The organism is Paenibacillus sp. RS8 (assembly GCF_041956825.1).
GTDB lineage: Bacteria > Bacillota > Bacilli > Paenibacillales > Paenibacillaceae > Paenibacillus_AQ.
Genome location: NZ_CP168131.1, coordinates 258,293 through 283,131 on the forward strand (window position 1 = coordinate 258,293; position 24,839 = coordinate 283,131).

Below are 24,839 nucleotides of genomic sequence, written 5' to 3' on the forward strand. Positions count from 1 at the left end.
TTATCCCGATGTACTCTCTTAATAAACGGCTGCTATCGAAGGCAGCCGTACTGATTCTGTTTAGCATCGTATGTATACTGATGCTATCTAACCCGGCGGCAGGGGCGGAGGGCGATGGCTCGGTCGACGAGCTGCTGCCACCTGTCGGCAGCGCGCTCGTCGAAGCCGGCCAGAGCCGCTGGGACGCGGCCGCCGCCGATGTAGAAGCGTTCGCTGCGCTGTGGCGCACCGCGAACGCGAACACGCCGGACCCGGCACTCGCCGGTCCGGCTGCCGCCGTTGACGCCGCGCTTGCAGACGCGGCGGCGGCCCTTGCGGCGGGCGATGGTGCGCCCGCCAAAACCGCACTGTCCACGCTTGCAAGAAGCGTGGACGCGTATGTCACCGCCGCCTCCGGCACGGACGGCGGTGACACTGGAGCCGCCGGTCGCGAGACGGCGGCGAAGCTGTTGCCCGCGGCAGAGCGCACGCGGGATGCGGTGCGCAGCGCCGACTGGAGCGCGGCAGCGGCAGCGTACCGCGACATCGTCAGCGGATGGAAGCCGGCAGAGCGCAACATCCGGGCCGACAATTCCGCCGTCTACAGCTTGCTGGAGACGAAGATAAGCCTGCTGCGCATCGCGCTGCAGGCAGAGCCGCTCCGCGAGGAGTCGGCGAAATCAGAAGCCGAGGCCTTGTATCAGCTGCTTGCCGATTACAGTGAAGGCAAAGCAATAGATGCTGGGGATACTTCCAGCAAACCAGCATCTATTGAAGGACTGATCATCCACCTCAATAAAGCTTCTTCCACCGCAAAAGCAGGCAATAGCGCAGAAGCGGCTAATATCATGGAGCAATTCATCGTAGATTGGCCCTCTGCTGAAGGACAAGTGCAGATCGCTTCTCCAGCGGTCTATACCAATATCGAGAACGAAAGCGCAGCGGTCACCGGCTATCTGCTCTCTAATCCGCCTAAGCTAGATCAGGCTTTGAAGATCATGGATAATATGGTCTCTGAGTTGAATCCCTTGGCAGGTGAAACAACCTATAATGCTTGGGATGCTGCACTTATTCTTCTTCGTGAAGGACTAGAGGCAATCCTCGTATTATCTGCCCTTCTTGCTTACCTGAAGCGCGATGGAAATGCCAAAGCACAAAAATGGATTTGGTCTGGCGCAGCTGTAGGACTTGTAGCGAGTATCGGATTAGCTGTTCTACTCACCTATACCATTTCCCGCGCGGCATCCGGTGGAGCACGTGAGATGATTGAGGGTATCACGGGTCTTGTTGCCGTCATTATGATGCTTACCATTGGACGCTGGTTGCATAGTAAATCAAATACTGCGAATTGGAACAACTATGTTGGTCGACAAGTGGATGGAGCGTTAGCCAAGGGTAATCTATGGTCATTGTCCTCCGTAGCAGCGCTCGCGATTTTACGTGAAGGTGCAGAAACCACTATTTTTTATGTAGGGATGGCGCCCTCCATTAAACTGTCTCAGTTACTGCTAGGAATCGGAAGTGCTCTAGTGATTCTAGGGATTGTAGGATACGCGATTATTGCCTTAAGTGCAAAATTGCCAATTGCCGCCTTCTTCCGTACAGCTACACTTCTTATTTACTATTTAGTGTTCCGCTTTCTTGGAGAAAGCATTCACTCCCTTCAAGTCGCTGGAAAACTTCCAGCACATGTACAGGATGGGTTGCCTTCTATAAGCTGGCTCGGGATGTATCCGACTTGGGAAACTTTAGTGCCTCAACTGCTTGTCCTTGCGTTTATTGTGTGGGAAATGTTGCGCAATAGAGCACCAAGAGCTTCACGAACGGCATAGCATAGCCATAAGAAAAACGGTTGTCATCGTTAACGATGACAACCGTTTTTCTTAGCATTTAAAAGAAGCTAATCCGATGACCATTACATTTAGAAATGAGGTTAGATTTACCGGTCCGTCACGCCCGTTAGGTTACGCCGGTTTAGTCCGGTAATCCCTTGCAAATACAGTCTAATTTATGAAATGGATTCCATAGCAAGCTTTTTTATTTGGGAGGTAATTTACGGACGATATGATAGAATAAAAAGACTATACACTATACACAAGCACCAAAAGGAGGCTGTTGTTCTCGAATGGCTAATATTAAAGAAATCGCCCGTATGGCTGGTGTTTCCGTGACAACGGTCTCGCGAGTACTTAATAATCATCCTTATGTAAGTGAAGCCAAAAGAACCGCAGTCCTAAATACGATTGAAAAGTTAAATTACTCACGTAATATGAACGCCGTTCATCTAATTACCGGTCGTACGCAAGCCATTGCAGTTATTATTCCTTACATAAACTTATTTTATTTCTCTGTGATCATCGAAGGACTAGCCCAAGAGGCACTTTTAGCACAATACCGACTAATTTTATGCCAGACCGATTACCAACCTGATGAAGAAATAAAAGTACTGGAGATGCTACGCAATAAAGAAATTGACGGCGTGGTTATTGTCTCTACAAGCATGAGCTCAGAAGTTATTGAAGAATATACAGCATATGGTCCCATCGTGGTCTGCCAAGATAGAGGGAATTGCCAGTTCTCTTCCGTTTATATTGAGCACTATTCCGCTTTTCGAAGCGGTCTTCAATACTTGAATGATAAAGGATACCGCAGGATCGGTTATTGTGAAGGCAGACAACATGGCAGTAGCAGCTCTATCCGGCAAATCGCCTTCCGGGACTTTCTAGACACAACTGGTCAGCCTTATCCTGAAGAGTGGATGATATACGACTGTGTAACGGAAGAGGATGGGGTTCGTGTGCTTCACCATCTGCTCCAAATGAAGGAACGGCCTGACGCGCTAATTATATCTGGCGATCATGTTGCGGCTGGTCTAATCATCGAAGCCTGGAAGAATGGTATTCGAATTCCTGAGGATTTGGCCGTCATTGGATTTGACAACCAGCCTATCGGCCGAACGCTGGGTCTGACCACCATAGATAACCAATTGTCCGAAATGGGTACGACAGCTTTTCGGATCATTTATGATCAGATTCAGAATAATGATAGGCTTCCGGTCCACTATAAGCTTGAATATCGCATTATTGAACGTTCAACGGTATAGCTCAATTCAGGCGCTGTTCAAAAACGGTCCACTTCGCAGTCATCTGCAAGTGGGCCGTTTTGATTTAAATCTATGAGTTTATGCGTGATTGCATAATATCCTTTTTGTATTCATTTTTACCCCTTGCATCCGGATTGATTTTGTTTTATTCTGAATATGAAAATAATTTTCTTATTTTAATAAATAATTTTAAAAATAATTTCAATAAGTTACATTAGATGTCGAGGTGAATGGATGTCCCCAATTTTGTATGCACTTGAGCATGAAAAGTCCAAGCTCTCTCAAATGGAGCGGAAGCTGGCGGAACGGATCCTGTCATCACCAGGTGAAATTGTTCATATGGGCATCACAGAACTCGCAGAACAATGCGGTATTAGTCCTGCTACGATTACACGTTTTTGTAAGGTTCTGCATTTCAAGGGTTTTCCAGATTTCAAAGTAAAGCTGGCTGCTGAGATTGCTCATAGCGATGCAGCTCCTCAGGATGGCGGTTCTTCTTATCAAGATATTGTTGCAGGTAATCCACTCTCCGTTATTGTGGAAGCAATGCAAATGAACCATCTGACATCCATTCGGGATACAACTTCACTTCTAGATCTGGAACGACTACAGGAAGCCGTTAATTTATTATGCCAAGCACGGCGAGTGGATCTATATGGAATGGCTACCTCCTCCATTGTCGCTCAGGATTTCTATCAAAAGTTGATCCGTATTGGCGTGAATTGTACTGCTTTCGCAGATTCCCATATGCAGATCACCTCTGCCTCATCGCTATCTGAAGGTGATGTCGTGTTCGCAGTATCGTATTCCGGAGAAACCCCAGAGACCATTGATGCTTTAACATGTGCCAAAGCCAGTGGAGCAAGCACTATTGCTCTAACCTCTTACGGCAGCAGTACCTTGGCCACTCTAGCTGATATCCCACTGTTCTCCTCCTCCTTGGAAAAAGGAATGCGACGAGGCGATATGGCTTCACGTATTGCCCAGTTACACATCATTGATATTTTGTTTACTGGAATGGTCAGCACCCGTTTTGGGGATTTTATTCCTAGACTGGAGCAATCTTATTTGAATGTCCAACATTACCGAAACAAACGAGGAGGTCAATCTTAATGAATATTCTTAAGTTCAATAGTGATGAGGATTTCGTACAAACTGGTGCGAATCTTATCGCCAGTCTGCTTCAAAGCAATCCTAAAGCGGTGCTCGGTCTTGCGACCGGAAGTTCCCCAGTGGGTGTTTATGCTAAATTGGTTGAAATGAACCAAAAAGGGCTTGTAAGCTTCTCGAAGGCCACTTCTTTCAATCTTGATGAGTATATCGGATTGCCTGTCGATCACCCGCAGAGCTATCGCAGCTTCATGAATGAGCAATTATTCAATCATATAGATATTGACCCCGCACAGACACATATCCCTAACGGCAACGCAGCAGATATGGAAGCGGAATGCCTCGCTTACGACAAAATGCTGGAAGAATACGGACCGGTTGACTTGCAGATTCTCGGGATTGGAAGCAACGGCCATATCGGATTCAATGAACCAGATGCTAATCTGAGCAGCAAAACCCATGTCGTTGATTTGCTTGAAGACACACGAGAAGCTAATGCCAGATTCTTCGACTCTTTGGACGATGTACCACGGCAAGCGATAACTATGGGCATCGGCGGCATTCTGAAAGCACGCCAAATTCTTTTGTTAGTACGCGGTGCTGGCAAAGCTGAAGCTATCCGTAATGCCGTTGAAGGCCCGATTACTACCCAATGCCCTGCATCTCTACTGCAGAGCCATCCGAATGTTATCGTCCTTGTAGATGAAGGAGCAGGAAAATGGCTGAAATAAATAAAGAACAAGGTAAATTACTGTTTGGTAAGGTGCTGACTCCCCAAGGATTAATTGAGCGTGGCGTAATTGCCGTATCGAGTGAGCAAATTCATTACGCCGGTGAGGCAACATGGCTTCCAGAAGCTTACGCGCACTGGCCAGCTGATGGTCAAACATCGGAAGACCTGCTCATCCCTGGATTCGTAGATGTTCATGTACATGGTGGGGCTGGCCACGACTTTATGTATAGTGATGCTGAATCTTTAAATGCCATCACTAAATTTCACAGCTCCCAAGGAACTACTACTATGCTGGCTACGACTATGACGGCTTCCAAGCCAGCTATTGACCAAGTATTTACTGAAATAAATGCATATCGCGCCACTGAGATGCCATACACACAAATCGCGGGCATGCATTTGGAAGGGCCGTTCATCAGCCCGAAATGGTCCGGTGCTCAGAATCCTGAGCATATTGTTCTGGCTAATATTGAGTGGCTGGAACAATGGGAGAACGACTATCCGGGCATGATCCGGCAAGTCACATTGGCTCCGGAACGCGAAGGTGCATTAGAGGCTATCCTATGGCTTCGTAAGCATGGAATTACCGCCGCGCTCGGTCATACGGATGCATCCTTTGAAGAGGTCATTGCTGCGGCAGATGCCGGATTAAATCAAGCCGTGCATATGTTTAATGCGATGACACCGCTACATCACCGCAAGCCTGGTGCTGCTGGTGCTGTAATGTTCGATAAACGCATACGTGCTGAGATCATCGCCGATGGCATACATGTTCATCCTGCAGCCATTTCTCTAGTGGCTAATCTAAAAAAAGATAACAATTTGTTATTAATTACAGATGCCATGTCTGCTACTGGACTTAGCGATGGTGAATATACGATCGGTGATTTACCTGTACTGGTTCAAGATGGCATTGCCACACTTAAAGATAACCCTGCCGCTTTAGCGGGTAGTACACTTACCATGATCCGCGGCTTCCGTTATCTCATACAAGAAGTAGGGCTCAGCCTAGAAGAAGCCTCCCGCGCTGCAAGCCTTACTCCGGCAATATCCATTGGAATGGAACGCTCCATCGGTACCTTGGAACCCGGAAAACGCGGTGATATTCTGCGACTTGATGCTGAATTAAATCTGCAAAGTGTATGGATTGGCGGGCGCCAAATTACCGTCCAATAAGAATGATGTATAATAAAAAAGCAACAATTCTCGCCATAAAGGTGAGGACTGTTGCTTTTTTATTTAAAAATCAAACTATTTATTAATAATTACGAGTCGGGAAAATTCGCTCAACCATCGTTCTGAATTCATCCACAAAACCTTTGATCGGATGACCCGCACGAGCCTCTTCTGCGTAGACATTGACACGATCTACAAAGTCTGGATTTGCTGATACGTATACATCCTTAATGGTTGCATCATGTTTTTTAATTTCAGCAGCGATTTTCGCTTTAATTTCTTTTGTAACTGTATCTGCTGCTTTTGTATGAATAGTGTTATTTGTGTTGTTCATGTGAGTCGAATGAGTACTGTTCATGTGGGTAGAATTACTTCTGTAATTCGTACCATGGGTACTATTAGTGTAGTTTGGAGTGGTGCTGCGAATGCCCATTCCAGTTCCCAAGCCATCCGTCATCCCGGTGCTGTTTCTAGTTCCCATACCCATTCCGTTACCAATGCCCATTCCCATATTGACATCATGTTTCGAACCGTTGCTGTTCAGCAGAGGCCCATTATTATAAGTATGGGTTCTAGTTCCGGTCGTCCCTGTTCCTGTCCCCAAACTTCCCATTCCGGTTGTTCCATTTCTGTGAGTGCCCACACCTGTCGTCCCCGTACCCAGAGTCCCCATGCCAAGTGTTCCGTTTCTGGTTGCAGGTCCAGTACTTGTTGTACCAGGAACTGTATTCACAGTACCTCTTAGGGTTCCGTTCGTCCCATTCGTTACCGCCCCTGTATCATTCATTCCATCGCGTCCTATTTTCACTCTTCCAGTACCCGACATGACCCCTGTCGGTCCATAATTGTGAGGCACTGTAGACGATTTTGCTCGATAGGATGTAGTTCCTTTAGCCCGCAGACCAGTAGTTGTATCATGTAACGTTACGGCGACATACGCATTCTTACCTGCAAGCATTACGTTCGCTGTGCGAACTTCAGGCATAGCAGCAATACGATCAGCGAGCTCCTGACTGACCTCCATTTTAGTAATATTATGCGTCCCCATCGTTCCTCCGCGTACGGAGTTTACACCGATACGTCCGTCATTTACCCCCCGGACACTATTAGTTTGCACATTAGTCTTCTCTGCCGTATTCGTCCCACACCCTGTAATACTCACCAAGCCTAGAAGTAATGCGGCTGAGACTGACATGCTGATCTTGGATCGCATCATGAATTCATCCTCCATCTCTATTGTTGTATGTGTGCAGCATAACAGTCGTTAGGATGACCTTCCGGCGAACAAGCTATCCTGAAAGGATTTGGAACTGTGCCCGTTTGACCGTCACCTGCCAATGCATATCGGCGTATCTTATAAACAGTAAGCCGTATTTCAACGAGTCGGTAGTGCTCCGCAAAAGTTAGGAGGCGCGTGCATGAAAGTTTTATTCACGTTTTATGTACCGAGTGGCGGGGTGGAGACTTTAAATAAGCTGCGGTGTGAAAGTCTCCAGCGTGATGGGATCGAATGTCATGTTTTATATCTAATGCCTGGTTCAGGAAGCCAGAATAAGGCTAACTTTCCGGTGTTTATTTCCTCTATAGATGAGGAGATTAAAGAAGTACTTGAGACCCATAACTATGATGCCATTATTGTTACATCAGATTATTTATTGCTGAAGCGTCTGCGTGAGCTTGGTTACAGCGGTATTTTGATATACGAATCCCAAGGACTTGGAAAACGTAGTCATGCAAAAGAACTAATCAAAGACGCTGTCCCATATTTCCGCTCCTATTGTAATGCTGTCCTAATTCCACCAACGGATCATTTACTGGAGCTGTTTATTGAAATCTGTCCATGGCTACATCGATATGTCATTCCCAATATTGTTGATGTCCAGTCCTTTCAGCACATCCCTGCCGAGCCTCCGGCTGATCCGGTCATCGCTTGGGTCGGGCGTCTGGAAAGCAATAAAAATTGGCGCGAATATTTGAGAATTGCCCATCAACTTCGCCTTCACAAACCAAACCTTCATTTATGGATGTTTCATGACCCTGAATTAGCCACAGAGGATCAAAAGCAGCCCTTCCAAGAAGAATTGCAAAACTTAGGTCTGAACGATCGTCTAAGTACCTTCACCAATATTCCTAACCATGTAATGCCGATTTATTATTCCTCCATAGCTAATTCTGGAGGGTTTCTGTTATCCACTTCTATTACAGAGGGTTTTGGATATGCTGTTGCAGAAGCCATTTGCTGCACTTGTCCTGTACTTAGTACGGATTCTGACGGTGTTAGATCTTTTATTGTGCATAATATCTCAGGCAAATTTTATCCTCTTGGCAACATCGAAACGGCCGTCAATGAAGGGTTAGAGCTAATGAACAATCTGCCACTGCGAAATGCACTCCGCCAGCAAGGAAGGAATTATATGGTTACACGTTACGGTACGGAAAAATATGCGCAGTCATTTCGTGAAATGATGAACTCCTTTGCCATCTTCTAACTTCTAACTGCAAAAGAACCTTCAAACCACTTTATTTGTGGATTTGAAGGTTCTTTTATAATTGTGGGACATACTAAGATGGATTTCTTGATACAATCTCAAACAACACATTTTGAAATATTTGTGTGCTTTTTTCCCAAGTGAAATTCTGTGAAACCTGTTCACCCTTACGAGCTAATCGTTGGCGTAAAGCCGGATCTCTGATTAAGGTTATAATATCATCTGCGAGCCTATTCTGAAATCGGTAGGACATTAAGCAGTTATGGCCATGCGTGCAATATTCCATATTCCCACCTGAGTAAACCGTAACGAGCGCTGCACCACAACGCATAGCCTCAATCCCTGGCAACGAACCTGTATCATACGTACTCGAACTCACAAAAATGTCGCTCTCACTATAATGGAAACAGAGTTCTGTATCATCCGCTGGAGTCCTTATTTGGTAACGTTCATCGTTCACCAGAGTTTGCAGCGTTGCAGATTCCGCTTGTTCTCCGGGAGGAGAAATCAAATACAGTTCAACCTCCGGGTGGTAGGCTTTAACCTTGTTTAATTGCTGAAGTAAATAATCCTGCTCACGGTGAGCTGAGAATCCACCCTCTGGCTTGCGCATAATCGCAGAAACTACCAGCCTTTTTTTAGGATCACGGACTTGCATATTTTTAAAAACGGGACCTACTCCGATCGGTACAATTCTCCCTTTAATGCCATGATTCATTTGGACAATTCCTTGTTGCCAGCGTGATAGAACGAGTAGGTTAGTCGCAATATTATATGATGAAAAAGAACGGCTATTGTCAGGTAAAAAGGCCGGCTCATAACAAAGCGCCAATCGAACATGAACACCTTTACCCTCTTCACTTGCCCGCTGCGATACTTCAACTGTGGTATAGAAGTTGGAAATAATCACATCTCCTACAGGAAAATCGCTTGCTGCCAGTTCACCTTCTTTTGCATAGAGCAGTTCACATTCCGTCTCGTATTCTACAACACCATCGCTGGGTAAAAGAATCGTTACTTCATGACCAATCTCTGTCAAACGATTGGCCAATTCCGCTAGCATACGCTGGGCCCCGCCCCTGGTAAGAGTTAGAACAGGAAATATTAACTTCATCTCCCTCTCTCCTTTTGCAACAACCGCGATAGAACCCTGTGATGTTTTGCTTGTACTTGTTCAATCTCCTTTTTCTGCTCCTCTTTGTGAATGACTGAGCCCATCTCATTATGAACTCGGTAATCAAGCAGCGGTTCCTCTATTTAAGACCATGTATAATACGGTAAAATACGCAGCCAAAGATCATAATCTTGTGTATATAATAATCTCTCATTAAATTTCCCAACTGCGCGGAAGATACCCATATGAAGAAGGACCGTACTTCCATTCACCGGGCAGCCTAACATCATGGTCTCAATAAACTTTGCCCTGCTGTCAAAAATCATACTTATCGTCTCGGAAATCCGCTCACCCTGCTCGTTTATATAATAATAGGCTGTATAATTAAACGAAGTACCTGTCCTCTTGAGCATTTGCATCTGGTGTTTGATTTTATTCGGATGAAATAAATCATCAGCGCTCAGCCAGGCAAAATAAGTTCCGGTAGCCGCATCTATTCCTTTATTTAACGCGGAGGCGGTTCCTCCATTGTTTTTTCGTATATAAACAATCTTATCCCTGAAAGGTTCAAGCTTCTCCATCCAAAGCGTAGACCCATCATCAATTACAATGATCTCTATGTTCGAATAGCTTTGTTCCAAAACGCTTTGGATGGCGAGATCCACATATGGACAGTTATAAAAAGGAATGACCACCGACACTTTAGGTTCTTCACTCATGCGCTCACCTCCTTCACCTGAAGCTCGGCCTTTATACTGTTTTGCAAGCCAATAAGGCATCTACCGGAGCATGACCTTCACCAAACGCCTCACGAAACGATGGGTTTTGAGCATGATGAAAACCTTTAAGTACTGTTACAGCATACCCCAGCTCTATAAAGTCCTCTGGCTCCCATCCGCTCCGGTGCTTTTGATAATATTCTCCTTGCAAGTGATAATGATCCATTCCCTCCTGCGGAAAAAAACCCCGAGGTGTAAATACGACTACACGATTATAGGCGATTCTCTCTGCCATCCCGAGTAATCTTTGTCCTTCCTTCCTTTCAAAGTGTTCAATTGAATCGATAAAAGTGACCGCTGAGAACGTCTTTGGAAGGAATAATTTATCCATATGACAAGCATCCCCGTGCACAGGAATAATATGAGGTGCTTTATATTCACGATGCAGCAGGTAAGGTCTGTGAATTTCTAGTCCAAGGACTACTGCGGCTTCATACCGTTCAAGCAGGGTACCGGTGCCACTGCCGATATCCAGTATACTTTCACAGAATTTTAACTGCTCCAATAAGATTGGTAGAAAGTCATTCACTTCAATTTCCCGGTACATAACTTTCTTACCCCCCCATAGAAGAGATCAAGTGCTGGAGCGGAGCCTTGTAGCGAGCGTTAGTTGCAGCAGCCTCTGCCATAATGACATCGTAATATTTAAGCGTCCCCATCCCTTCATGATTACGGTAAGCAGTGAGTGACTGATTCAGCATCGCGGGTGCATAACCATTCAGAATCGCACGGTACCATAAATCATAGTCATGTGTATAGGGAAGTGATTCATTAAAAAGCCCAATCGCTCCAAACACCTCTCTTTTGAACATCACCGTACAGCCATTAATAGGGTTACCGTGCAGAAAGCAACGTAAATACTCCAACTGATTCGGAAACAGAAGTGAGGCGTTCATCTGAAGTAACTGAGATTGACCGTTAATATAATTGAAGTTGGTATAAGAGATGAACAGGTGGTTCTGCTCCATGAACAGCACCTGATTATTGATTTTGTCACGGTAGAATAAGTCATCTGAGCTGAGCCATGCCACATAATCTCCAGTTGCATGCAAGATGCCGTGATTCAGTGCGGAGGCGGTTCCTCCGTTGCTTTTTCCCAAATAATGAATTCGCGGAAAATACGGTCTTATCAGTTCTGAATGAACGGTCGAGCCGTCATCAACGACAATGATCTCGTAAGGCTCCCAAGACTGTGATAGCACACTTTGTAAAGCATGCTCTATATAAGGGCAGTTATAAAAAGGAATCACTACCGATACTTTCGGTCTCATAACATCCGTCCTTCCCAGTTCGCACGGCAATAGTCCAAAATATCTGTTAAGGACTGACTAAACTCAATTTCTGGCTTCCAGCCCAGGGAAGATACATCTTCCTCCGGTGTTGCAGAAGCATCTGAAAGGATTAGTCTATCCCCCGCCATTCCGTTTTCTAGAATAGAGGGTGCAGCTAGTTCTGGTCCCCAGTCCATTGGAACCGAAGTTGTGGAAAGGCTTATCAGCTGTTCCGAGATATCTCCAAGTGGCCGCTGTATTCCTGAATCAATTCGATAGATGGTTCCATTAGTACCTTCGCGCAATATAAGGTCATAAGCTCTTACAGCATCGCGTACATCCAAAAAATCACGTAAGGCATAGCGAGAGGAAAGTTTAAAGGGAGGGATTTCTTCGCCTGCATACACTTCACTACGAACAATATGCTGTGCCAATAATGAGCAGAAGCCGGTAGAAGGACCGGGACCGATCAGGTTGCAGGGCTCAGCCAGTAGAACGGGCTGTTTAAACAAGGTGCCCCAAGCTAGGGACACCAGCTCTTCTATTGTTTTGCTAAGGCTATATGGATGTGGTGGTCCTGCCACCACACCCGGTTTGAATTTAAGCCGTGAGCCTGCTACAAGAATCCGACTGGCAGGTAAACTTCGCATCGCTTCTAGCAAATATAACGTAGCCATCACATTCGTCTCCATAAAGAGCAAAGGGTTGCGCCAAGACTCAGGCACCGAATTGTTTCCTGCCAAATGAAGGACAGCCTCCGGTGAAGTTTCCTTGATCATCTCAGCTACGGCCTTCCGATTGCTTAAATCACAGTGATAAACCTTAACTCCTTCTGGAAACACAGCGGAAGCCAGGACACCCGCTGTTGATGACGGACGTACCACAGCGGTAACCTCAGCGCCTCCTGCCGAGAACAAATGAACAGCATGTCGACCGGTGAATCCGGCCGCCCCGGTGATTAGTAGTTTTTGCCCTTTCATGGGGACATCTCTGACTGTTTCATCCAGTCAGCCAGTTCTTGCAGCATCAGGGGGTACGAAGGCAACGGAAAGTTAACATCCGTTCTTGTATTCACTAATGTACGATCTTGGACATGTTCATCCTCAGGAATGATTTCCACATCCTCTTTATGAAAAGCAGCCTGAATATACTGAAGCAGCTCATACTTGCTCACCGGCTTCGGATGCGCTAAATGGATCAGCCCCGATACCGTGGAATCCAGCAGTGTATCTACTGCTTTGGCTAATTGGAGTGTAGTGACCCCATTCCACATCACCCGGCGGTATCCTGACACTTGACCACTCTGTGACAGGAACCAATCCATCAGACCAATACCGCCTGAACGGATTTCCGGACCAATAATCGAAGTGCGGATTGTAAGATGTCCAGGTTGCCGCACCTCGCCAAGACTTTTTGAAATCGCATAAGATGACGTGCCATCAGGTACATCCTCTTCTGTGTACCCCCCGCGTGTTCCTTCAAACACGCAGTCGGTACTGATATGAATAAGTCTTGCGTGAACAGCTTCCGCCATTCGCCACAAGTGGTGAGGAAGAAATCCATTCACGTGGTAAGCTCCAATTCTGTCACGTTCTGCGAATTGATTGAGTACCCCCATCGCATTAATGATGCAATGAGGGGAGACGATATCGACCAGCTTCTCTACTCCGGCTATATCGTTCGCATCTACATACAGCCCGCCAAGATCGCTCTTATCCCGGGTTGTATGGAAGACGTGATGCTTGCCCTGGCGGCGAAAATAATCCGCCAGCATATGCCCCGCCATACCGTTTCCACCAAGGATAAGCAGCTTCATTGCAGAAACCCTCCCCGAATCAGGATGCTTTTGATCTCTTCCTGATCCATTAGATTTGTCTCTGAACTGAAGCTATTAAAGGAGACATGAGGATAAGCGCTATAATGTGCCTTTAATTCCGGCATGTTCAGCGTAGGGAGAATTACTAGATACTGTTCATCGTAGACGACAGTGGTTAAGCTTTCGAAATCACTCATTAGAATCTCGTGTATTTTCTCCCCAGGACGAATTCCGGTCTCAACAATACTTACATTGGACTCTCCAGAGGCTTCGATTAACACCTCTGCCAAATCGATAATCCGGCAGGTCGGCATCGTCATGACAAAGATTTCTCCACCTAAGCTAACCTCAGAGGCTTTAAATAACAAGGTTATCGCATCGCGTAATGTGAAAAAGAAGCGGGTCATTTTCATATCAGTAATGCGTACCTGTCCCTTGTCCTTGATCTGCTTCATGAACAAGTGCACTACGCTGCCGTTCGTTCCGAGCACATTACCTCCACGCACGGTTACAAAACGGGTGTTTGAGCCAATTAGGTTGGCGTAGACGAACAATTTTTCCCCAATCGCTTTGGTCATCCCATAGAAGTTCGACGGGTTCGCTGCCTTATCAGTAGAGATGTAAATGGCTTTCTCAACACCATTCACAATGGCAGCTTCAATCACATTCTGGGTACCGACTACATTGGTTTTAAGTGCTTCATAGGGCTGATCTTCACAGACCGGAACATGCTTAAGTGCCGCCAAATGGAAGATGTAATCCACGCCGCGGCAGGCGGCGATCAGCGCATCCTTGTCACGGATATCGCCAATGATAAAACTGAGACGGTGATCCTCGAACTCCCGGCTCATTGCCACTTGTGCAGATTCGCTGCGGGAGAATACGATGATTTCCTTAGGATTTTGAGGCAGAAGTTGCCTAATCAGTTCATGCCCCAGGAACCGGTGCCGCCTGTGACCACAATCCGTTTATTATTGAACATGCAGGTTCCCTCCAAGCAAAAATTTAACTACCTTTACCGAAACATCCGGAGTCAAGTAACCTTCCGGAGCCACCCAATCCCGGCGAAGCGCCGTCATCAGCTTGACGCTGCGCAGAATATTGTTCTGATCTACACCTGACACCACATTACTTCCGCAATCCACCGTTTCTGGACGCTCCGTTGTTCTGCGAATCGTCACGGTTGGCACTTTCATCAAGCAGCATTCCTCCTGTACGGTCCCGCTGTCGGTGATGGCACACAAGGCATGCTGTTCCAAATAAACAAAATCAAAAAATCCGAAGGGCTCATGAAATTCAACGAGAGGGTTCATTGGAAGAGAGAATTGCTCGGTTAGTTTGGAGCGAGTGCGAGGATGAATGCTGCATATTAAACGAATTCCAAAATGCTCAGCCACAGCGTTAAGACCTGACATAATTTGTACAAGGGACTCTGGATCATCTACATTCTCTGCACGGTGTGCTGTTACAAGGAAATACTGCCCTGAGGTAAGCTTCAGCTGCTCCAGAATGCTGCTAGACTGGATCCTTGCTTCAAAATGAGTCATGACCTCATGAATCGGATTTCCAGTTAACACAATACGTCTGCTAGGGAAGCCTTCGCTAATTAGATGTCTTTTACTCTGCTGTGTATATGGCATATTAATGGTTGAAACGGCATCTATGACACGGCGGTTTTTCTCTTCGGGCACTTTTAGGTCATAGCAGCGGTTCCCCGCTTCCATATGCACCACCGGAATACCCATTCGTTCCGCCAAAATCGCGCATAGCGCGCTATTCGTATCCCCCAGAAGCAAGACACGGTCTGGCTGTTCTTTCTGTAAAATGCTTTCTAGCCCTCCGAACATAGCGGCAAGCTGGCCGCCGAGTCCTGCTTGCTTATCCTGCAGCACATAATCCGGCGCTCGCAGTCCCAGCTCCGCAAAGAAAATGCCACTGAGACTGGCGGTGAAGTTCTGACCGGTATGCACCAGAATGTGCCGCTCAGCATGTTCGTCGAGAAGCGGAATGATAACACTGAGGCGGATGATTTCAGGCCTCGTGCCCAAAATCGTCATGATCTTCATGAGTTCACTCCCCTGCCTGTTTGATGATGGTCTGTCTTGGCTCAGTCGGGTGGACTGAGTGTGAAAAGAATAGGGCTCTTATCTGGACTCGGATAATCTACGAGAGTTATACTGTTTATTGCGCGTTTCCGGCCGGATTCGCGGGCAACCGGGGGATTTTTACCCTTCTTTCCGCTCATTTGGCCGGATTCGTAGCAATCTGGGGGATTTTTACCCCTCTTTCCGCTCATTTGGCCGGATTCGCGGCAATATGGGGGATTAATACACCTCTTTTTGCTCATTCGGCCGGATTCGCGGCAATCTGGGGGATTTTTACCCTTCTTTTTGCTCATTTGGCCGGATTCGCGGCAATCTGGGGGATTTTTACCCCTCTGTTTGCTCATTCGGCCGAATTCGTAGCAATCTGGGGGATTTATACACCTCTTTTCGCTCATTCGGCCGGATTCGTAGCAATCTGGGGGATTTATACACCTCTTTTTGCTCATTTGGCCGGATTCGCGGCAATCTGGGGGATTTTTCCCCTCTTGCTCCGCTAGCCACCTTCGCGGCAAGCGGAGCATTTACGCCGCGCGCCGCCGCCCACTCCGGCGGGCCCGGCGGCGCTTGCCCCCGGCGGTGCTCCGCCGCCGGGCAGAACCCTTACGCCGCTTGCGAGCAGCGCGGCGCAAAACCAACGGGCGACCGCTTCGCCGGCGCGCCCGGACTTTGCCGCGCCGCTTGCGGGCGACGCGGCTCGGCAGGCCCTTGCTTCGCGGCGGCAAAGCCGGCGATGCTGCGGGCAGTTCAGGCAGGACAGCGGGTGATTCCACCACGCTGTCTGCCTCGCGCACCGGCGGTGCGCTGCAATAGCGGAGGCTCCACATCTCCGCAAGACCCTGCAGGCGGCTCCGATAAGCCGCTGGGCCATAAACGGCGTCGACGCGCTCCCGCGCTTGGGCGCCTATGGTTATCGCCAGTCCCGGCTGCGCCAGCATGACGTTGACTCTTTCGGCCAGCGCGGAAATGTCCGACGCTGGGACGAGATTTTCGCTGCAGCCTGCTGCGTGCAGAATCTCCCGCAAGCCCCCGGAGTCGTAAGCGACTACGGGCTTTCCAAAAGCCATTCCTTCCAAAGCGGTCATTCCAAAGCCTTCACGGATCAGACTGGGAACAACCAGTACATCCATCGCGCAATAAGCAGATGGAAGACATTCAGCATAACCAACAAATTTAAAGCGGGTATACAGTCCCTCAAGCTTTACCTTGCGGACACAGCGATCATAGTAGCTTTTGTCACCGGCTGAGCCTATGACAACAAATTTCGTATTGGGATGGACTGCGTACACAAGCACAGCCATTTTCACAAAATGTTCCAATCCTTTTTCCTTATTAATAAAGGAAGAAATATAACCGACCAGCTGCTCCTGCGGTTTAATCCTTAGCTCTCGCCGGTGTTCGCCCCGAAGCTTGCTCCAAGCCTCAATCATCATCTCTTTGTCATTCCAAGAAGGGGGTAGCTGGATTACTTTCTCCGCTCTCACTTCCTCTGGAAAGCAAGCTGCTGCCGTCTGTGAAATAGACAGAATCTCATCACTATTCCGATGAATCAGCCCTACACTAATGGGTGTATATTCATTGTCAGTTATCGTCTCTGATATTTTCCATACCACCGGAATGCCCAGTGACTTGGCAGCCATTGCCGGCAAAGCATGCACACAGGTACTTGTAATTATAAACGACGGGCGCAGAGAGGCTAGCCAGTCTGTTAATTCGTGATACTCCCTGCCTTCCTGAAATTTACGAGCATCTGCCTCGAGCCCTGCATAAGGAGTGTACATTCCGTATAAAAGAGGAATCGAGAGCAACTGTACACTTATTCCGCAGCTTCGAGCCTGAGCAGTAAGCTTGCCGTCCTGAGGTGCAACGAGAATACAATTAAAGTACGGAGAAAGCTCCTGAGCGAAAAACAACAACAGCTTCTCCGCTCCGGTAATACTGCGTGTATTGGATACATGTGAAAAGAGGACGATTGTAGCTTTATCAGCCATGGCGTTTCGGCGCTCCCTAACGAGGGCCTGGAGCAGCCATTCACCTCCCTAAAAGTTTTACGAAGCGTTGCTCAAGTTTCTTACTTCGCAGTAAAATTCGCTTCGAAAGCAGTCGCTTTTCCCGAGCCCAGCCACTCAGCTATTCAAGCCGCTCCAGCTGCAATTTCTTATCATAGGTTACAGGCATACGCTGAGGCCGGTTCTACAGTATATCGAGGAAAAACAGATGCCGGCACGACACCTGTCCCCTGCTAAACGCACATTTCCATATCCAGTTCAGAAACAAGCCTAGCCGTAAATTACCGCTAACATCTGGTAAATACGTTTTGCGTAGGTGTGATCCTTAAGCGTCCGTTCAAAAGCGCGCAGTGCGATCGCCCGGCGTTCCTCCTCATGGGTTAGGTAATAACGGATTTTATCCATCATTTCCTGAGGGCTTGCAAAGGTCTCAATTTCTTCACCCGGTTTGTAGAAAGATCCCATATCATCTCTGGCATCCACTAATTGCAATGTGCCTGTTGCTGCAATTTCAAAGGTACGCGGATTAGGAGAAACAGCTGGAATCGAGAGCGTATTGTTGTTAACTACTTCATCAATGTGCGAGCGGTGGAGGTTAATGACGATTTTAGAGCCACTGTAAGCTACCGCTGTTTCTTGTGGCGACATCCACTTACCAATTTCAATACGGTCACCGTACAGCGGGGCCTCAGGCAGACGATCCCACCAGATTCCGTTAATCACCGTGTTATAGTTCATCAGGTCAGGAAGAATCTCACGGAAGAAGTTGACCCGGTTCCAATAGGCGGAGCCAATAAAGCTAACTTCCCGATTCAATGACGAACGTGTTGTAGTAGGACGGTAATGCTCTAGATGAGCAGCAAAGGGGAGATAATGGACCTCAGGGCAACCGAGTCCCCGGTAGAAATCAATACAATTACGTTCAAGTGTGAATACAAAATCGTAGTGTGCTACAATCTTGATCGTAAAGTCAGTGTAATAAGGATCATCTGTAAGCCAAATCGCTGTCCGGACGCCACTAGTGCGAATCGCATCGATCTGCTCAAGCGGCAAATCCATACCGTCCAATACCAGTACAAGATCCGGTCTTTGCGCTGCAGCCAACTCTACTAGATTTTGACGCACGTCCGTTATCGTAACTTGAGCTGTTAATTTTTGCAGAGCGCAAAGAACCGCATCATCTAAAGGGGAGTAAGGGTATCCTTTGCCAGAAGCGACATACATGACATGAATATTCCGTACAGGAAATACTTCTTCAGGACGACCATTCAGAATCGCAAGACGCCCCCGTAAATAGCCCTCATCATAACCGCCTTTGAAACCACTCAGGCGACCACGCAGCTTTTCTTCCTCTGGAGGTGTCAGAGGTAATGGTGGTGTAGGCATAATAAATTCATTATTATTCATAATCCTCGCTCCTTTATCCCGTTATAGATTTCATACACGTGAAGCAATCACATTCAACAGATGAGGCAAACGCGCAGTGAATGTATGGTTGCGCATTGTAGTCCGTAATCCCCGTAAGGCGTAGATTCGACGCTCTTTTTCATGCTTCAGATAGTACTCAATCTTCTGCTGCAATTCCTTTGCGGATCCAAAAGTATCCAGATCATAACCAGGCCGATAATAATTGCCCAGGTCCTCACGTACATCCGTAAGCTGCATAGTACCGCAGGCGCTGATCTCATAGGTCCGCGGATTAATGGAACGTGAAGGAAGGCGGTAGCTATTCCGGTTATCCTGTCCTTCTTCCCACGGGCGGTGAATATTAATGACTATTTTCGCACCACTGTAGTAGTTCGCTGTTTCCTCAGGCGGAATAAAGCCGTTGCTAATAAAAGGCGTAAGCTGATCATAGGTGGCGAGGCGTTCCCAAAATCCCCCGGCGATAAGCACCTTCTTCCCCTTTAGATAAGGTGCCAGTTCATCGAACAGCTCTGTCCGGTTACGAAATGCATTACCAATAAATACAATGTCATACTGATATTGCGGGCCGGTACGGCGTGGGTAGAACATCTTTGGATTGACACATAGTGGCAAATAATGAACCGATGACACTCCAAGGGATTGATAAAACTCCACACAACCCAGCTCATGTGTAAATACGTGATCATAGTGCCTACAAATGACTGAAGTGTCCTCTGTAAAATAAGGATCATCCACAAACCAGATGGCGGTGGGGATGCCTAGCTTTCTTATCTCTGAAATCTGCTCTAAATGATTTTCCGGGAATACGTGAAGCCCATTCATTACTAATACTGCTCCAGGCATTTCCCGTGCCGCGGTTTCCAGCATCGTTTCAGGAGTGCTTATTACAAGCTCACTTACAAGCTGCTGCAGTGCCTCCGTTACGCCAGTGTCGATCGCCTGAAATCCTTGAGGAACATACATTAACTTAAATGGTCGGCAGGCTTCGACCCCTGGAGTATTCAGACGCTGCACAGCTTCACACATGCCAAGACGATATCCTTCGTGATAACCGTCGCGATATTCTCGCGGACGCTTGTGTTTTTTTCTTTTTCTCGCTTTCACGGCCTTCACCCTGCCCCGTCGTATTCTCAAGACAGTATAACTATATGCGGAGTCAGCACTCGCCTCATGGACATCTGTCTTTACTAGAACTAAATTGGCAGATGTCCCCTGTCTTTTGCCCGGCTTGCCCGAACCTTAGATGATTTCATCCACTCACAGGATGCTGGTATACTATAAGAGGTAGTTCAAAAAGTCCGCTTTTGATCACGAAGTACCCCAAGAAGATTACTCGACATCGAATATTGAATTCAGGCGAAACTTCCGGTGCTCACGTAGCTTCCACTACGCTCCGCTCCTCAGTTTCTTCCTTCTTTCAATCTTCTCGGTGCTGAAAACCGTACTTTTTGAACACGCACTATAATGGTCTAGCTCGAAGCTCTAATCTCGTCATATCTGTCCGGAATAGATTATTTTCTGGCATTCACAGGGGGGCACTATGAATAACACCACGCTTTACTTGCGTCATGCAGAACTGCTGCGTGATCAGGTTCCATCATTCCAAACCTATCCATTTTATCTGCCAGCCGTAAGAACACTGGATCGGCTTATTTTTCAAAAGCCAGTAACCTTTCTTGTCGGGGAGAACGGCACAGGGAAATCTACCTTGTTAGAGGGAATTGCTGCTGCGTGGGGCTTTAACCCTGAAGGTGGAACACTTAACTTCTCTTTTAACACTCGTTCCTCGCATTCGAGTCTCTATGAGTATTTTAGAATTGCTAGAGGGGTTAGACGTCCGAAGGACGGCTTTTTTCTACGCGCGGAGAGCTATTATAATGTGGCTTCCTACATTGATGAATTAGATGAACAGCCTGGCTTCACCCCACCGATCAAGAACTCCTACGGAGGGAAATCCCTGCACGAGCAATCACATGGAGAGTCTTTTTTCGCAGCGTTCGTTCATCGTTTCGCTGGCCGTGGACTTTATATCCTTGATGAACCTGAAGCGGCTCTATCTCCGCTGCGGCAAATGTCTCTGCTGGTGCGTATGCATGAGCTTGTTCAGCAGGACTCACAGTTTATTATCGCAACCCATTCACCTATTCTGATGTCCTATCCGGAAGCTGAAATTTTTCTTCTAGAGGGTGAGGGCATCCGTTCTGTCGCCTTGGAGGAGACGGAGCACTATACCGTGACCAAAGCATTTATGAATGACCGTCAGGGCATGCTGCGTGAGCTTTTAGAGGATGAATGAATAGATAAACAAATAAAAACAGCAAGTCTCCATAATCGGAAACTTGCTGTTTGATTTGTTCCTTAACTTAACGTCTTACAATCCCTACGAGCTTGTGTACAACCCATCCGAACATGACTACAACCATCATATCGAAGCACACATTAAACAGGAATAAATGCTTACCGATATCAGCCCTTCCGTCCCCAAGAATCGGAACCAAGAAGGAGAAAATCCCTATCAGCCCTAATAACATCAGCAGTTCACCGGCAACTCTACCACGAACATCCCTACTGCGGAAGTATTGGAACAATGCCCCGGCAAAATACAGCAGATAAAATAGGGAGAGGAATCCAAGCGTATGCGGAATATGCTTGTTCTTGAATTCGCTCCATCCGCTATAAGTATACGATAATGCGCCTGCTGGCTTATTTTCACTCTTCTCATAGTTCCCTAAATAATAAGGGCGAATCGCCATACTGTTACTCGCAGCATATTCCATATTATCTATTAACCGTCCTGGATGTTTTAAGTAGAAGAACAATACATCCTTATGGGATACCCGGTCGTAGAAATCCGGTACCAGCGAAGGATCATCCTGTTTGATCACTGTATCGGTCTGAAAATAATTCGTGCCCGCAAGTACCTCCAACCGCTCCGGCAATCCGAGATCCTGCAAATCTCCCTTCACATCCGGTGATTCGTTTAATATCCCAAAAAACACAGTCTGATACAGGTTAATATGCTTCAGCTCTTTTGGCGCCGTCACGTACATAACGATGGATACCAGAAATATCGCAATCGAAAAGCGTAAGGCCAGCTTTCTCCATTTTCGTTCACCATCAAGCGTCATAAACCGCAGGAAGATCAATGCAAAGGCAATCCCAATCGGCGCATTCTGAATTTTGGAGGTGACCAGAAACAGTATCGCAATAAAAAATAAGGTTAACCCCTTTGTCGTAGGCTTTTCTTGGCTAGTTAATCTTAACCCCAGCGCAAAGGTCAGCAGCATAAACACCATCGATACCGGTTCTCCAAACAAGGAGTTGAAGTATGCCAAATACCCAATATCGTAAAATACAAACAAAATAGCTGCACCTAGCAGCAGCCCCGTAACATAAGAGCCGCGAGCATTGTACTTCACCAGCAGCCAGGTCGCCACCAGTAAAAGAAGACCGTAAACTGCACCGAGCAATCTAACATCAAAAAAGCTGCCATGGATGAGACCGCCGATCAACCTCGGTACAAGCACAACCAAAATCTGTGAAGAAGGATAGAAGCCCCTAAACAAATTCTCATACGCAAAACGAGAATGGCTAAAATTAAAAAACTGGTCGGTATACGATGCTGCAGTATCATAGTAGTTCAGACCGATGGTATTCATCATACGCAGGAAATCTCCATTATCGGCAACCCCAATAAAAGGTCCTACGAATAGCAGATAAATAATGAGACCGCAGCCGGTAAGGCTTACGAGATACTCCGGTTTCCAGAACTTTTTCATGATTCCCCCTATCTCTGTGGTAACAGCTTCACATATTCGTCGGACAAATTCATTAGCTTCAATACATACTCATAATCGCTCTGATATTTCGAGAAATCCGTTACCGGCTTGAGCGTATCCAGCGACACAGCTTCACCATCTGCAAATCCTTTTCCAGGGACATAGAGAATGTCATCATTAAAGAAGGAGCCGGAAGGCAAATAATACCTCATGCCTAACACATTACGATCAATGTTGAGCAGGTCATGACCAAATGCTGTAAATCCTTCTTGTTGTAGTGAAACGCCCATTAAATTAGCTATCGTAGGAAGGATATCTAGTTGTCCTCCCGTACGCTCTACTACCTTCCCTTGCTCCATTCCCGGCACACGCACAATGAGTGGAATATTAAAGCGGCTGATCCGGGAATCATATGGAACACCAAGTGCGCTTTCCACTTGCTCCGGCGGAACATCCTGAGGCTGAAGGCCAAAGTGATCACCATACATAACCAGAACAGTGTTATCCCACAATCCATTTTCTTTCAAACCTTCTATTAAAGTACCTATGGCATAATCAGTATAGTTTATAGCAGTCAAATAATCACCAAGCATCGTATCCTTCAAATTATCAGGCACAGTGATTTTCTTAAAGGAATCAGGGATTTTGAAAGGATGATGACTCGATGCTGTCACCATCTGCGCGTAAAAAGGAGTACCTTTCTTCTTTAGCTCTGCCAATTTCTCGACACCCGTAATATACAGCTGTTCATCGGAAGCACCGAACGCATTAAAATGATCATTCGTAAAATAATCTTTATCATAATAGCCGTTAAAACCAAGCGCCGGGTAAAGCTCATTCCGATTCCAAAAGCCTACTTTATTCACATGAAAGGTGTACGCCTCATATCCTTTATCCCTTAGCAGACGTGGTAAGCTTGGCAATTCTCTGTCCCCGAATCCGGTAGACATGGCCAACGTACCAATCGGATAAATTGACGTATTGCTCATGAATTCCGCATCAGATGTATTCCCTGGACCAATCTGCTGATAGACATGAGGGAAATAAAAGCCCTCATCTGCTAACTTATTCATGACTGGCGTCAATTCTTGCCCATCCAGGGATTGATGCAATGGGAAATTTTGAAAAGCTTCTAATTGTAGCACAATTACATTTTTACCCTTTTGTGAGCCAAAATAATCAGGAGTCGTACCCGCTGGCTTGTCACTATATGGATAGGAAGATTGCAGCGCATCAACCTTCGCGATCGTATCCTTAATATCTCCCGTTCCAATAAGATTGTTATCTTCTTTAATCTTAATCGCTGCAACGACCTCATAATTTATAAATCCGGCAGTTTCTGCCTGTACAAGCTCATTCGTAATCCCCCGAGCAGAGTGAACAGAATATGCCGATAAAGAAAAACCTCCAATAATGGATACCAGAATCACCAGCACCTGTACTAATCCTGTCTTCCGGTAACTATAGCGTTCACGCGGGTAGGCTTTTCCTTGTCTCCATCTGCGAATCAAGCCGTAGATGGCGAAGATAACAAAATCCGCGAAGAATAAGTAATCAATACTCTTTATAGTAGATTCTACGCTTGCCTTCACTTGAAATACCTGATTAATTTCGGATAAGGCTAGATAGGTTGGAACAGAACCAAAGTGATTAAAATACACACTAGCTGCGAACAGCAACAGCGATAAAAAACCATTAAATATCCAATAGACGGTTGTTCTCACCCTAGATGGCGTAAGCACTGTTAAAATCCCCATGATAAAAAGGACTGGCGCTACATCCGCTGCAATCCATTCCCAAGCAATTCTATCAAAGAACAACACTCTCAAAAACAACAGCTTTAACCATAACAATATAACAACGATAAAGAAATGGGCACGATCCTGCCCTTGCTTTTTCACGAATAATCCCCTCTTACATGTTCATTTGTTCGAAATATTAAATATATTCT

Annotated in this window: 21 protein-coding genes and 1 pseudogene; 8 read left to right on the forward strand and 14 right to left on the reverse strand. The window is 46.6% G+C overall.

Features of this window, described 5'->3' with window-relative positions; translation table 11 throughout:
* Window positions 1-8: 8 nt before the first annotated feature.
* The 5 genes from ACDZ28_RS02205 to nagA all read left to right on the forward strand — a co-directional run bounded on the left by ACDZ28_RS02205 (window position 9) and on the right by nagA (window position 6,101).
* Window positions 9-1,811 carry an FTR1 family protein gene (locus ACDZ28_RS02205; RefSeq protein WP_375103933.1) on the forward strand — a complete coding sequence of 601 codons (1,803 nt, stop codon included), beginning with the start codon at window positions 9-11 and terminating at the stop codon, window positions 1,809-1,811.
* Between the two features lie 293 nt (window positions 1,812-2,104).
* The gene (locus ACDZ28_RS02210; RefSeq protein ID WP_042130831.1) at window positions 2,105-3,082 is read left to right on the forward strand and encodes a LacI family DNA-binding transcriptional regulator; all 978 of its coding nucleotides are present in this window, start codon (window positions 2,105-2,107) and stop codon (window positions 3,080-3,082) included.
* A gap of 234 nt (window positions 3,083-3,316) precedes the next feature.
* Window positions 3,317-4,195 carry a MurR/RpiR family transcriptional regulator gene (locus ACDZ28_RS02215; protein ID WP_042130832.1) on the forward strand — a complete coding sequence of 293 codons (879 nt, stop codon included), beginning with the start codon at window positions 3,317-3,319 and terminating at the stop codon, window positions 4,193-4,195.
* On the forward strand, window positions 4,195-4,923 hold the full coding sequence (nagB, locus tag ACDZ28_RS02220) for a glucosamine-6-phosphate deaminase (RefSeq protein WP_042130833.1): 729 nt from the start codon (window positions 4,195-4,197) through the stop codon (window positions 4,921-4,923). Before ACDZ28_RS02215 ends, nagB begins: the two co-directional genes overlap by 1 nt.
* Window positions 4,911-6,101 carry an N-acetylglucosamine-6-phosphate deacetylase gene (gene nagA, locus ACDZ28_RS02225; protein WP_375103934.1) on the forward strand — a complete coding sequence of 397 codons (1,191 nt, stop codon included), beginning with the start codon at window positions 4,911-4,913 and terminating at the stop codon, window positions 6,099-6,101. Before nagB ends, nagA begins: the two co-directional genes overlap by 13 nt.
* A gap of 82 nt (window positions 6,102-6,183) precedes the next feature.
* On the opposite strand, the gene ACDZ28_RS02230 is transcribed toward nagA, so the two are convergent.
* Window positions 6,184-7,317 (reverse strand): YhcN/YlaJ family sporulation lipoprotein, encoded by a 1,134-nt coding sequence (locus ACDZ28_RS02230; protein WP_375103935.1) that lies wholly within the window; start codon window positions 7,315-7,317, stop codon window positions 6,184-6,186.
* Window positions 7,318-7,519: 202 nt separating this feature from the next.
* Between ACDZ28_RS02230 and ACDZ28_RS02235 the strand changes: the two genes are divergently transcribed.
* Window positions 7,520-8,590, forward strand: a complete 1,071-nt coding sequence (locus ACDZ28_RS02235) for a glycosyltransferase family 4 protein (RefSeq protein WP_042130835.1) — start codon at window positions 7,520-7,522, stop codon at window positions 8,588-8,590.
* Window positions 8,591-8,663: 73 nt separating this feature from the next.
* Here ACDZ28_RS02235 and ACDZ28_RS02240 read toward each other — a convergent pair whose 3' ends face one another.
* The 8 genes and pseudogenes from ACDZ28_RS02240 to wecB form a co-directional block, all read right to left on the reverse strand.
* On the reverse strand, window positions 8,664-9,704 hold the full coding sequence (locus ACDZ28_RS02240) for a glycosyltransferase family 4 protein (RefSeq protein ID WP_339287964.1): 1,041 nt from the start codon (window positions 9,702-9,704) through the stop codon (window positions 8,664-8,666).
* A gap of 143 nt (window positions 9,705-9,847) precedes the next feature.
* Window positions 9,848-10,423: a glycosyltransferase gene (locus tag ACDZ28_RS02245; protein WP_339287965.1), complete on the reverse strand. Its 576-nt coding sequence runs from the start codon at window positions 10,421-10,423 to the stop codon at window positions 9,848-9,850.
* A gap of 31 nt (window positions 10,424-10,454) precedes the next feature.
* On the reverse strand, window positions 10,455-11,030 hold the full coding sequence (locus tag ACDZ28_RS02250; RefSeq protein WP_076119472.1) for a class I SAM-dependent methyltransferase: 576 nt from the start codon (window positions 11,028-11,030) through the stop codon (window positions 10,455-10,457).
* Between the two features lie 7 nt (window positions 11,031-11,037).
* Window positions 11,038-11,754 (reverse strand): glycosyltransferase, encoded by a 717-nt coding sequence (locus ACDZ28_RS02255; protein ID WP_076119473.1) that lies wholly within the window; start codon window positions 11,752-11,754, stop codon window positions 11,038-11,040.
* A complete protein-coding gene (locus tag ACDZ28_RS02260; protein WP_339287966.1) occupies window positions 11,751-12,734 on the reverse strand; it encodes an NAD-dependent epimerase/dehydratase family protein in 984 nt (327 codons plus the stop codon). Before ACDZ28_RS02260 ends, ACDZ28_RS02255 begins: the two co-directional genes overlap by 4 nt.
* Window positions 12,731-13,570, reverse strand: a complete 840-nt coding sequence (locus ACDZ28_RS02265; RefSeq protein ID WP_042130841.1) for an SDR family oxidoreductase — start codon at window positions 13,568-13,570, stop codon at window positions 12,731-12,733. The genes ACDZ28_RS02260 and ACDZ28_RS02265 overlap by 4 nt, the downstream gene beginning before the upstream one ends.
* A pseudogene (locus ACDZ28_RS02270) lies at window positions 13,567-14,552 on the reverse strand (polysaccharide biosynthesis protein). The gene ACDZ28_RS02265 and the pseudogene ACDZ28_RS02270 overlap by 4 nt, the downstream one beginning before the upstream one ends.
* On the reverse strand, window positions 14,542-15,636 hold the full coding sequence (gene wecB / locus ACDZ28_RS02275; RefSeq protein WP_042130843.1) for a non-hydrolyzing UDP-N-acetylglucosamine 2-epimerase: 1,095 nt from the start codon (window positions 15,634-15,636) through the stop codon (window positions 14,542-14,544). Before wecB ends, ACDZ28_RS02270 begins: the two are co-directional and overlap by 11 nt.
* 179 nt (window positions 15,637-15,815) lie before the next feature.
* Between wecB and ACDZ28_RS02280 the strand changes: the two genes are divergently transcribed.
* Window positions 15,816-16,172, forward strand: coding sequence for a hypothetical protein (locus tag ACDZ28_RS02280; RefSeq protein ID WP_375103936.1), 357 nt, complete (start codon window positions 15,816-15,818; stop codon window positions 16,170-16,172).
* 24 nt (window positions 16,173-16,196) lie between these two features.
* Here ACDZ28_RS02280 and ACDZ28_RS02285 read toward each other — a convergent pair whose 3' ends face one another.
* From ACDZ28_RS02285 to ACDZ28_RS02295, 3 genes are all read right to left on the reverse strand, one after another.
* On the reverse strand, window positions 16,197-17,663 hold the full coding sequence (locus ACDZ28_RS02285) for a glycosyltransferase family 4 protein (RefSeq protein ID WP_375103937.1): 1,467 nt from the start codon (window positions 17,661-17,663) through the stop codon (window positions 16,197-16,199).
* A 288-nt stretch (window positions 17,664-17,951) separates the two neighbouring features.
* On the reverse strand, window positions 17,952-19,067 hold the full coding sequence (locus ACDZ28_RS02290; RefSeq protein WP_042132451.1) for a glycosyltransferase: 1,116 nt from the start codon (window positions 19,065-19,067) through the stop codon (window positions 17,952-17,954).
* A 51-nt stretch (window positions 19,068-19,118) separates the two neighbouring features.
* Window positions 19,119-20,135 (reverse strand): DUF3880 domain-containing protein, encoded by a 1,017-nt coding sequence (locus ACDZ28_RS02295; RefSeq protein ID WP_375105297.1) that lies wholly within the window; start codon window positions 20,133-20,135, stop codon window positions 19,119-19,121.
* 514 nt (window positions 20,136-20,649) lie between these two features.
* Between ACDZ28_RS02295 and ACDZ28_RS02300 the strand changes: the two genes are divergently transcribed.
* Window positions 20,650-21,405, forward strand: coding sequence for an AAA family ATPase (locus ACDZ28_RS02300; RefSeq protein WP_375103938.1), 756 nt, complete (start codon window positions 20,650-20,652; stop codon window positions 21,403-21,405).
* Window positions 21,406-21,472: 67 nt separating this feature from the next.
* Here ACDZ28_RS02300 and ACDZ28_RS02305 read toward each other — a convergent pair whose 3' ends face one another.
* A complete protein-coding gene (locus ACDZ28_RS02305; protein ID WP_375103939.1) occupies window positions 21,473-22,888 on the reverse strand; it encodes a hypothetical protein in 1,416 nt (471 codons plus the stop codon).
* Between the two features lie 8 nt (window positions 22,889-22,896).
* The gene (locus tag ACDZ28_RS02310) at window positions 22,897-24,789 is read right to left on the reverse strand and encodes an LTA synthase family protein (RefSeq protein WP_076119480.1); all 1,893 of its coding nucleotides are present in this window, start codon (window positions 24,787-24,789) and stop codon (window positions 22,897-22,899) included.
* Window positions 24,790-24,839: the final 50 nt, after the last annotated feature.